7 protein-coding genes and 2 pseudogenes are annotated in these 9,790 nt (G+C 62.5%); 5 read left to right on the top strand and 4 right to left on the bottom strand.

Annotated elements, in window-relative coordinates; translation table 11 throughout:
* A partial coding sequence (locus tag Q5H31_RS07805; RefSeq protein ID WP_302457651.1) for a dihydroxy-acid dehydratase occupies window positions 1–644 on the top strand: 644 nt, incomplete at its 5' end.
* Between the two features lie 91 nt (window positions 645–735).
* On the opposite strand, the gene fmt is transcribed toward Q5H31_RS07805, so the two are convergent.
* The 4 genes from fmt to serB are packed head-to-tail and all read right to left on the bottom strand — an operon-like array spanning window position 736 to window position 5,583.
* Entirely contained in the window at window positions 736–1,722 is a 987-nt protein-coding gene (gene fmt, locus Q5H31_RS07800; RefSeq protein WP_032746888.1) for a methionyl-tRNA formyltransferase, read from the bottom strand.
* Between the two features lie 23 nt (window positions 1,723–1,745).
* Window positions 1,746–2,450 (bottom strand): HAD family phosphatase, encoded by a 705-nt coding sequence (locus Q5H31_RS07795; RefSeq protein WP_007055594.1) that lies wholly within the window; start codon window positions 2,448–2,450, stop codon window positions 1,746–1,748.
* A 58-nt stretch (window positions 2,451–2,508) separates the two neighbouring features.
* The gene (locus Q5H31_RS07790) at window positions 2,509–4,821 is read right to left on the bottom strand and encodes a primosomal protein N' (protein ID WP_117646660.1); all 2,313 of its coding nucleotides are present in this window, start codon (window positions 4,819–4,821) and stop codon (window positions 2,509–2,511) included.
* A 39-nt stretch (window positions 4,822–4,860) separates the two neighbouring features.
* Window positions 4,861–5,583, bottom strand: coding sequence for a phosphoserine phosphatase SerB (serB, locus tag Q5H31_RS07785; protein WP_007057164.1), 723 nt, complete (start codon window positions 5,581–5,583; stop codon window positions 4,861–4,863).
* Window positions 5,584–5,633: 50 nt separating this feature from the next.
* Here serB and Q5H31_RS07780 point away from each other — a divergent pair, with 50 nt between their 5' ends.
* From Q5H31_RS07780 to Q5H31_RS07765, 4 genes and pseudogenes are all read left to right on the top strand, one after another.
* The gene (locus Q5H31_RS07780; RefSeq protein ID WP_013582868.1) at window positions 5,634–6,332 is read left to right on the top strand and encodes a DedA family protein; all 699 of its coding nucleotides are present in this window, start codon (window positions 5,634–5,636) and stop codon (window positions 6,330–6,332) included.
* Between the two features lie 78 nt (window positions 6,333–6,410).
* Window positions 6,411–7,958, top strand: a pseudogene (gene arc, locus Q5H31_RS07775) (proteasome ATPase); the annotation flags it as partial.
* A 21-nt stretch (window positions 7,959–7,979) separates the two neighbouring features.
* Window positions 7,980–9,647, top strand: coding sequence for a depupylase/deamidase Dop (gene dop / locus Q5H31_RS07770; protein ID WP_131275115.1), 1,668 nt, complete (start codon window positions 7,980–7,982; stop codon window positions 9,645–9,647).
* Between the two features lie 11 nt (window positions 9,648–9,658).
* Window positions 9,659–9,790 (top strand): annotated as a pseudogene (locus tag Q5H31_RS07765) (inositol monophosphatase family protein); the annotation flags it as partial.

The raw sequence follows: 9,790 nt of genomic DNA, 5'->3' as shown, positions 1-9,790 counted from the left end.
CCAACGGCGCCATCCACGACATCAACCACCCGGAGATTCACGAAGGCGGCCTCGCCGTGCTGCGCGGCAACCTGGCCCCCGACGGCTGCGTGGTCAAGACCGCCGGTGTTCCGCCGGAGATCTGGAAGTTCCGTGGACCGGCTCTGGTGGTCGACTCCCAGGAGCAGGCCATCGAGGTCATTCTGAACGACACCCTGAAGCCTGGCATGGCGCTTGTGATTCGTTACGAGGGTCCGAAGGGCGGCCCGGGTATGCAGGAAATGCTGTACCCGACCTCCTTCGTCAAGGGCAAGGGCATCGGCAAACAGGTCGCCATGCTCACCGACGGTCGCTACTCCGGCGGTTCCTCCGGTCTGGCCATCGGCCACATGGCGCCTGAGGCTGCCAACAAGGGCCCGGTGGCGCTCATCAAGAACGGCGACATCATCGATATCGATATCGAAGCCCGTTCCGTGAACGTCGAACTGACTGACGAGCAGCTGGACGAGCGTCGTCGCGAGCTTGAGGCTGGCGACGGCTACGTGGCTCACCGCAACCGCCACGTCTCCCAGGCGCTGAAGGCGTACGCCGCCTTCGCCCGCTCGGCCGACAAGGGTGCGACGCGTGACCCGGAGCTGATCAACAAGCTCTCCGGTCTCGACTGATCGCCGATTGCATAGCTGAAAGGCCCGGCATCTTCTTTATGAAGATGCCGGGCCTTTACTGTGCTTCCGAAGGCGGGAGCGATATTGCTTGTTATCGCACGCAGGCGGCGGGGGAGAGGCGTGCGCCTCGGGCCCAGTCGGCGGCGCGCATGGCCTTCTTGCCTTGCGCCTTGACTTGGGTGAGTTCCAGCGGCGTGCTGCCGGTACCAACCCACACGTTCTTCTTGCCCACCTTCAGCTCGCCGGGCTGAAGCTCGGCCGGAGTGTTGGGATTGGACTGGTCGGCCGGTTGTGCGGCGAGAATATGCAGGGCGAGGGATTTAGCGGTTGACTCGTCATTATCGGCGATTGGCCCTTCCGCAAACAGTTCGGTCCATGCCCCGGGATGTGGCGTGCAGGCGCGAATCTGACGGTCGATGGCCTCGGCCTCGTCCGTCCAACTGATGCGGGCGTCCTTCACCGTGATCTTGTGCGCGTATTCCAGGCTCTCGGCCGGCTGCGCGGTGAATGTGGCGGTGCCTTCACCTACGGCGGCCAGCGCATCCACATACATGGGCGCGCCTTCCTCGGCCAGACGGTCAAGCAGTTCGCCGGAAGTCTCACGGCCGGTCAGTTCGATGGTCAGGGAAGCGACGATCGGGCCATCGTCCAAACCCTCGCCCACCTTGAACACGTCGGCGCCGGTGGTCGGGTCGCCCGCCCAAATCGCACGCTGGGCGGGAGCGGCGCCACGCCACTTCGGCAGGTTGGAGAAATGCAGGTTGTACCAGCCCATGGGCACCGCATCAAGCACGTTCTTGGGCAGGATATTGCCATAGGCGATGACAGCGGCGATATCCGCATGCAGGTCGTTCAACGCCTCCATGAATTCGGGGGAGCGGGGTTTGAGATCGATGACGGGCAACCCGAGCTCCAGAGCCGTCGCCTTGACCGGGCTGGGCGTGAGCTTGCGGCCGCGACCGGTAGGCGCATCGGGGCGGGTAATGACGCCGACCACATCAAAACGTGGATCGGTGGCAAAGGCCTTGAGCGAGGGCACCGCCACGTCGGGGGTGCCGGCGAACACGAGTTTGAGCATGGTCCTCCTTGAAATGTCGATGCTCACTGCACGGCCGGAATGTTCACGCCATTGGCGATGAGCAGTTCACGCAGCTTGACCGGATCCTGGAAACGTACGCCACGGATGCCGGCCGCATTCGAGCCGACGATGTTCATGGCCTTGTCGTCGATGAACAACGCGCCATCGGCCTTGATGCCGAACTGGTTCAACGCGGCCTCGTAGATTTCCTTGTGTGGCTTGCGCAGCTTGACAAAACCGGAGACGAGTTTGCCATCAAGCTGCTGCAGAATATCGCACTGTTCCTCGGCCACGTGGAACAGACTGGATTCCCAGTTGCTCAGGCCCCACACGCCGATGCCGGCAGCCTTCAGGTCATTGACCAGCACGCGCGCGCCCGGCACGATGCCGGTCAGGGAGTCGCGGAAGTTCTTGATGTAGTAGTCGAGGATGTCCGCCCACTTATCGCCCTTGTCACGGCGCATGATGGCGATGGCCTCGTCGGTGCTGGTGCCGCCGTCCATCAGGTCGTTGACATCGTAGAAGCCGGAGATGTCGTTGTCGAGGAATTCGTCGATGGTCTTCTGGCTGTAGCGGGGGATGAGTACGGCGGCCGGATCCCAGTAAATCAGCACGTTGCCGAAATCGAAGATCACGTCGGTGATCGGCTTGCCGGCGTTCGCAGCGGCCTCGCCGTCCGCGACCAGCACGTCGTAATCCATATCCGGCTCTCCAGGCCAGCCCTTCATGGTGTCCTCCTTCTAGCGATGTTCATTCTGTAATTATCGTTTCACGTGTTGAAGACGATTAGATCAGGTCCTTGGGATCTACTCGGAAGCGAAGCTCGCCGGGTTCGCGGGACGCCACATGACGAGCGGTTTCCCGGTGCAGTCGGGCCGCCAGCTCGGCTCGCCGACTCTGCGGCACACGGATTACTGCCTTCACCCGGTCGGCCGTGGCTTCGAGCTCCCGGGCGTCGACCGTGTCCGGTTGCGCGATCGGCACCGGGCCCAACATGCCGGGCAGCTCGCCGCAGGCCGTCCAATCGCCGCCCAGCGCGCCGATACGCTGCATCAGCGTCATCACCGCATCACGGCGTCCCCATACGCAGGCGGCGGCCACGGCCGGCGGCATACCGGTCTCCACACGCTCCTCGAGATCCTTGGCTGCAAGAATCCTCGAATCCCAGAGCATCAGCGATTGGGCGATGGCCGGGTCGGTTTCGCCGAGAATCAACGTCTGGCCGCCACGGGAACGTGGCGCGCACAACGACATCGCACGCATCCACGCGGTCAACGTATCCAAGCGAGCATCCACGCCCAACGCATACAAGCTGGTCCAAGCGTCGAGCACGGCCACGGCACGATACTCGTGGCCAGCCGATCCCTGTTCGGCACTGACCGGACGCACGCGCGGTTCGAAACCGGGAGTGGCGATGACAATCATCGGCTGGCAAGCTACATCGCGCACCAGACCCTGCGTCTTGCTGGACAAAACTACTGGCACGCCACGGAACAATCCGGCCAGCTCCGCCGCAGTGCCGGCAGCCCCCACACGCACCACGCGCATACGTTCATGCCCACAGCCCGGGCACTTCCAGTTGATGGCGGCAGCCCCACACCAGCGGCATCGCGGTGTAGAATCCCGGCGGTCGGCCGGCAGTTGCAACGGTCCGGAACACTTGGCACAACGCACCTGACGATGGCATTTCGCACAGCTCAAGGTCTCACTGACATTGTCTTGCGGAATGGATAGCAGCACGGGGCCACTTTCCAAAGCCTTAGATAGCACGCGGACGGCCGTATGCGGCACGCGCGCCCCGATGGACGGGTCAGCGAGACGCGCAAGCTCATCGCGATTGAGCCAACGCACCCAAGGCGTCGCATCCTTCAGTGGCGAGGCGAGCGGATGAATCGCGGTGGAATAGCCGCTCACCGGAGTTTCCACCGTACCTGGACCGGTGTTTTCCCACTGACTTTGCGGAGTGCGCGCATTGGCCATGGCCACGAACACGCCGCCATGGGACTTGGAGCGCAACCGCATCACGCCGCGAGCCTGTGGATACGGCATCATACCGTCCATGTTCTGATAGGCGGCATCCTCCAGAATGGCGAACAGTGCCGGGCCTTCAACCGGCGCATACATCACCGCGCGGGTGCCGATCACCACCTTCACCTGGCCCAACGCCACAGCCAGATACGTGCGGTACCGGTCGGCCGCAGGCATGGTCTCCGCATTGAGCACGGCGACATCGCCCATCCATCCGCCGGTTGGAGCCGGGGCAAATGGTTTGAGTCCATAATTGCGTAGCATATGCATCAGGTCTTCGACCTCGCGCATGGTGGGCAATTCAACTACGGCAGCCTTACCGGCACTCAACGCAGTGGCCACCATCCATGCCATGTTTCGTTGCCACTCCTGTGCACCGGGCAACGAATCAAACACAAAAGATTGGAAACGTTGACCGGTAAGCGCGTCATGAAGCACATTGACATCGGCGTAATTGGCGGTCAGACGACGATACCCCTGCGCAGCTCCCTCCGAAACGGTGCTAGCAACGGCAAAGGTAGAGCCAGCAAGTTTGGTCCCATCGGGATTGGTGCCACGCCCGGCAAAACCGCCTTGCGTATTATCCGGCAATGAGCCGCCGACCGGCCGACGGAACGACGCGGCCAACCGCTGCTCGGTCTCCACCTTGGCCACGCGCGGTGGCACGGCGAAACGCAGAATATTGGCCCGTGTGCCGCCATAGGCTTTGGCAACCAGACCGATATCCTCGCGCATCGAAGCGGGAACCAGTACATCGGGGCTTAGCACTCGCTCGATATAGCGAATCGAAGAGCGCGGCGTATCACTGGTATCGGTGCGTGCCCAAATCACACCGCTGACCCTCTGACCGCCAAACCGCACGCGCACCAGCACACCCGGTTGTGCGGCCTCGCTGTCTTTTTCATCAATGAAGTAATCGAATGTCTGACCGAGGTGGAGCGCCTGCACATCCAGCACGACTTGCGCTATGGGATGCTGCTCGGCCGGCGTATGCTCCGCAGGCGCACGTTTACGACGCTTGCGGGGAGCCAGCCCCGCAAGCGTCAACTGTTCTGCGCCTGAAGTAGTCATGGCTCAACTATAAGTGCCGGAGCCGAGGTCGGTAAAATTTTACCGGCGCAGGTAATCGAGTACGTGGGTTAGGTCGCGGTCGTTGATGGCTTTGTCGGCGGCGAGCTGGGTCTTTGGCTTGGCACAGAACGCGAGACCCAAACCGGCGGCCTGAATCATCGGAATATCGTTGGCGCCATCGCCCACAGCCACGGTCTGGCTCATCGGAATACCCAAACGGTCCGCCCATGTCTGCAAGGCGTGTAACTTCACAGTCTTGCTCACGATTTCGCCGAGCACCTTGCCGGTCAAGCACCCATCGGCAACCTCAAGCCGGTTGGCAATCCAATAGTCGATATGGCCCTCGGCCGCCAACATGTCAACCACTTCATGGAAGCCTCCGGACACCACGCCGATCTTCCAACCGTGTTCATGCAGCGTGTCGATAAGCTCCAGTGCACCCTTGGTGAAATGCAGCTTGTCATGCACCGTGTCGAACACGGAGATCGGCAGGCCCTCCAACAGGGCCACTCGTGCGCGCAGCGCATCGCAGAACTCCAGTTCGCCGCGCATGGCGCGTGCGGTCACTCCGGCAATCTCCTCACCGCAGCCAGCCACCACGCCCAACTCGTCGATAACCTCTTCGTCAATGAGCGTGGAGTCCACATCCATAACCAGCAGGCCGGGCTTGCTCAGCGTCGGCACAGAAACCGCAGAATCAGCCGGGCTCCCAACTTCGCTCTCGGCGGACTTGTCAACAAAATGCACATCTTCTTGCGTCATGCTTCTGATTCTGGGAAAACCTTGGGACAATGCCCTCTATGAGTTTTTCCATGGCAGCCGCCACTATTCTTGCAACCGACCCCACACCCATCTGCACCACCACCGAACCCGGCCTGATCGGCACCATCACCGACTGGCTGATCATGCTGATGGAAACCATCGGCGGTATCGGCGTGGCCTTGGCCATCGCCCTCGAATCCATCTTCCCGCCCATCCCGTCCGAAGTCATCCTTCCGCTCTCCGGCTTCACCGCCGCACGCGGCACCCTGAGTCTGCCGGGCGCAATCATCTGGGCCACCATCGGCTCCGTACTGGGTGCCTGGACCTTGTACGGCATCTCCCGCTGGGTGGGCCTGCATCGCATCAATCTCGCGGCAGACAAAATCCCCGGCGTCAGCCGCAAAGACGTGAGCAAAGCCAACGACTGGTTCACCAAATACGGCACATGGTCGGTGCTCATCGGCCGCGTGATTCCCGTGGTACGCTCGCTGATTTCGATTCCCGCCGGATTCAACCGCATGAACTTCCTGCACTTCACCGGCTGGACCCTGCTCGGCTCGGCCGTGTGGAACACCATCCTCGTTTCCGCCGGTTACCTGCTCGGCGACCAGTGGTGCTCGATTCAAGGCGCGCTCGGCGTGTTCGAGGACGTGGTCATCGCGGCCGTGATTGTGATCATCGTATGGTTCGTGGTGCGAAAAGTGCGTACTGTAATACGTAACAGGAAATCCTCCGACGGCAACGAATAGGGTCTGCCGACTGCCATAAGTTGCCGAAAATCCCGGATAGAAGGGAAGCGAAGAACCCGCATGAGCGACACCGAAGATCTCGCCGCGCTGAACGATCGCCTGATGGCCAAGAACCATGCGCTCGCCGAAGCGCTGAGCCGCGCCGGCAAGGAACTGACCAAGGCGAAGTCACAGCTCGCCCAGCTCGCTCAGCCGCCGCTCACCTTCGCCACCATGGTCAAGGTCGATTCCACCCGCACCGATGAAGACGGCATCCAGCACGCGTCGGCCGAAGTCATTTCCGGCACCCGCCGCATGGTGGTGCCTGTGGCCTCCAACGTCAACGCCGCCCGCCTGACCGCCGGGGCCACCGTGATGCTCAACGAGAAGCTCGTGCTGGTCGAGCAGCGCGATGCTGACACCGTGGGCCAGATTCGCAGTGTCAAGCAGGTACTTGACGACGGTCGACTGATCGTTACCGACGCCTCCGGCAATCCCGTGCTCATCCGCCGTTCCGGCGCGCTCGCGTATGCGGGCATCAATCAGGGCGACCGTATTATCGTCGATCCGTCCGTCCGCCTCGCCATCGAAGCGCTGCCCGCCGAGGGCGACAAGGATCTGGTGCTGGAGGAGACCCCGGATGTCACGTTCGCCGACATCGGCGGCCTGGATAGTGAGATCGGTCGTATCAGGGACGCCGTCCAACTGCCGTTCCAGCATCGTGCGCTGTTTGAGCGCTACGATTTGAAGCCGCCAAAGGGCGTGCTGCTGTACGGTCCGCCCGGCAACGGCAAGACGATGATTGCCAAGGCCGTGGCGAACGCCCTATGCGAGGGTGGTTACGATTCGAATGGCGACGGCGCAATCAGTCCGGCCGAAACCCATGTCAAGGGCGTGTTCCTGTCCGTCAAGGGCCCGGAACTGCTCAACAAATACGTCGGTGAATCCGAACGACTGATTCGCCTGATTTTCCAGCGCGCCCGTGAACGCGCCGCGGACGGCAATCCGGTGGTCGTGTTCATCGATGAGATGGATTCGCTGCTACGCACCCGCGGCTCCGGCGTCTCCTCCGATGTGGAGACCACGATCGTGCCCCAGTTCCTCTCCGAACTCGACGGCGTGGAATCACTCGACAATGTGATGGTAATCGGTGCCTCCAACCGCGTGGACATGATCGATCCGGCTGTGTTGCGACCGGGGCGTCTCGACGTCAAGATTCGCGTCGGCCGGCCCAAAACCAATCAGGCCATCGCCATCGTGGACCATTACCTCACCGACGACCTGCCTCTGGAAGATGGCGTCGACGCGCACGCCTTGTCCGCCGTGCTGGTGCATGACATCTACGGAACCTCCGAACGCCGCCATCTATGCGACGTGCAGGAGGAGAACGGCCAGTGGCATGCGTTGTTCCTGGCCGACGTGGTCTCCGGCGCGATGCTCAAGAACATCGTGGACCGGGCCAAGACCCGAGCGGTCAAGGAATCCATCGAAACCGGCTTGGACGTGGCACTCACCGTGCCGCTGCTCGCTGCCGCCGTGGAAGACGAATACCGCGAGACCCGCGATTCCATGGCCGACGTGGACCCCGAACAATGGTCGCGCATCAACGGCATGGACCCGATCCGCCGCATCCGCACCGCCGAATAGCTCAAGCTCAAGGAGCACTACATGACCGTTAAACGAGTGATGGGCACCGAAACCGAATACGCGGTATCCCTGAACACCCCGGACCGCTACAATCCGGTGCAACTGTCCTTCGACGTGGTGAATGGCGCCGCGGACAGCCACAGCAAATCCATCCGCTGGGACTACCGGCAGGAGGACCCGGTCAACGACGCGCGCGGCACCCGTCTCGAACGCGCCGCCGCCCGCCCGGACATGCTCACCGACGCCCCGCAGCTCAACATCACCAACGTGATCGCCCCCAACGGCGGCCGCGTCTATGTGGACCACGCCCACCCCGAATACTCGGCGCCGGAAACCACCGACCCGTTCGAAGCGGTCCGATACGACCACGCCGGAGACCTCATCATGCAGGCCGCCACCGAACACGCCCGCAAACAGACTGGCACTCCCATTGCCCTGCATCGCAACAATGTGGATGGCAAGGGCTCCTGCTGGGGCACGCACGAGAACTATATGATGGCCCGCGCGGTGCCATTCGACTTGGTCACACGCCTGATGACCCTCCACTTCGTCACCCGCCAGATCTACGCCGGCTCCGGCCGCGTAGGGATTGGCGAGAACAGCGAGATTCCGGGCTACCAGCTCAGCCAGCGCGCCGACTACATCCACGCCAAAGTCGGCCTGCAAACCACCTTCGAACGCCCGATCATCAATACGCGCGACGAATCCCACTCCACCGATGCATACCGCCGTCTGCACGTCATCGTCGGCGACGCCAATCGCATGGAGGTGCCGCAGGCACTGAAACTCGGCACCACGAGCATGCTGCTGTGGCTGCTCGAACATGCGGACGAGGCCGGATTCGACCTGAACGCCTTCCTCGACGAACTCGAACTGTCTGACCCAGTCGAGGCCATACACACCGTTTCCCGCGACCTGACGCTGGGGGCAATCTTGCCGCTGGCCAACGGCGGCGAAACCAACGCATGGCTTATCCAGCTCAAACTGCGCCAAGCCGTCTACCAGGTCGCCGCACTGGTCGAAGGCACCGACACCGCCGGCGAGCCCGCCTGGCCGGACAAATCCACCACATCCATCATGGCGATGTGGCAGCAGGCGCTCATCGACTGCGCCTCCATCCGTCACACCGCCGGCGATGACGAACGTCTGGCCATGACCGGCGAGGCCAGCCGCATCGAATGGCTGCTCAAATGGCAGCTGCTCGAAAAACTGCGCCGCAAAATCACCGCGGCAGCTGCGCCCAGCGTGGCCAATGGCTGGAACGACCCGCGACTGAAGGTCATCGACCTGAAATGGGCGGCGCTCGACCCCGCGGACAGCATCTTCACCAAACTCGAACCCCGCACCGAACGGGTGGTGAGCGCCGCCGACATCGCACGCGCCACCACCGAACCGCCGGAAGACACCCGCGCCTGGCTCAGGGCAAAACTCGTGGCGCAATTCGGCGATGAGGTGGCCGCCGCCAGCTGGTCCCGACTCACTGTTCGCGACCCGCGCGCCGCAGACGAGGGCGAGGCTGTCGAATTCTACGGCAATGCCGGCCATATGGCCGCTACCGACCATCACCTGTTCTCCCTCGACATCTCCGATCCGCTCGCCTTCACCAAGGCGCGCTGCGAAACCGAACTCAATTCGGCCGAACACGCCATCGATCTGCTGAAGTCGCTGGCCATCAACGCCGAACGATAGACTTGGTAGCTATGGAAGAAACACGCGAAGAGACCCCACAGGACCTGCGCAACCTTGCGCTCAAAGTCGCCGGCCTTCTCGAAGAAGCCGGTCAGCATGCCCTCCACGACCAGCTCAATCCGCGTAACCTCGCCCAGCCGAGC

The organism is uncultured Bifidobacterium sp., assembly GCF_959020155.1.
Lineage (GTDB): Bacteria > Actinomycetota > Actinomycetes > Actinomycetales > Bifidobacteriaceae > Bifidobacterium.
The sequence above is the reverse complement of the archived record's forward strand: the minus strand, read 5'-3'. Positions and strand labels throughout refer to the sequence as shown.

What these genes read in the sequence shown, in the direction of transcription:
- fmt (WP_032746888.1), bottom strand. Translation starts at nt 1,722, where the DNA reads ATGCTCAAACTCGTGTTCGCCGGCACCCCCGACGTGGCGGTGCCCTCG.
- Q5H31_RS07795 (WP_007055594.1), bottom strand. Translation starts at nt 2,450, where the DNA reads ATGAAGGGCTGGCCTGGAGAGCCGGATATGGATTACGACGTGCTGGTC.
- serB (WP_007057164.1), bottom strand. Translation starts at nt 5,583, where the DNA reads ATGACGCAAGAAGATGTGCATTTTGTTGACAAGTCCGCCGAGAGCGAA.
- dop (WP_131275115.1), top strand. Translation starts at nt 7,980, where the DNA reads ATGACCGTTAAACGAGTGATGGGCACCGAAACCGAATACGCGGTATCC.
- Q5H31_RS07790 (WP_117646660.1), bottom strand. Translation starts at nt 4,821, where the DNA reads ATGACTACTTCAGGCGCAGAACAGTTGACGCTTGCGGGGCTGGCTCCC.
- Q5H31_RS07780 (WP_013582868.1), top strand. Translation starts at nt 5,634, where the DNA reads ATGGCAGCCGCCACTATTCTTGCAACCGACCCCACACCCATCTGCACC.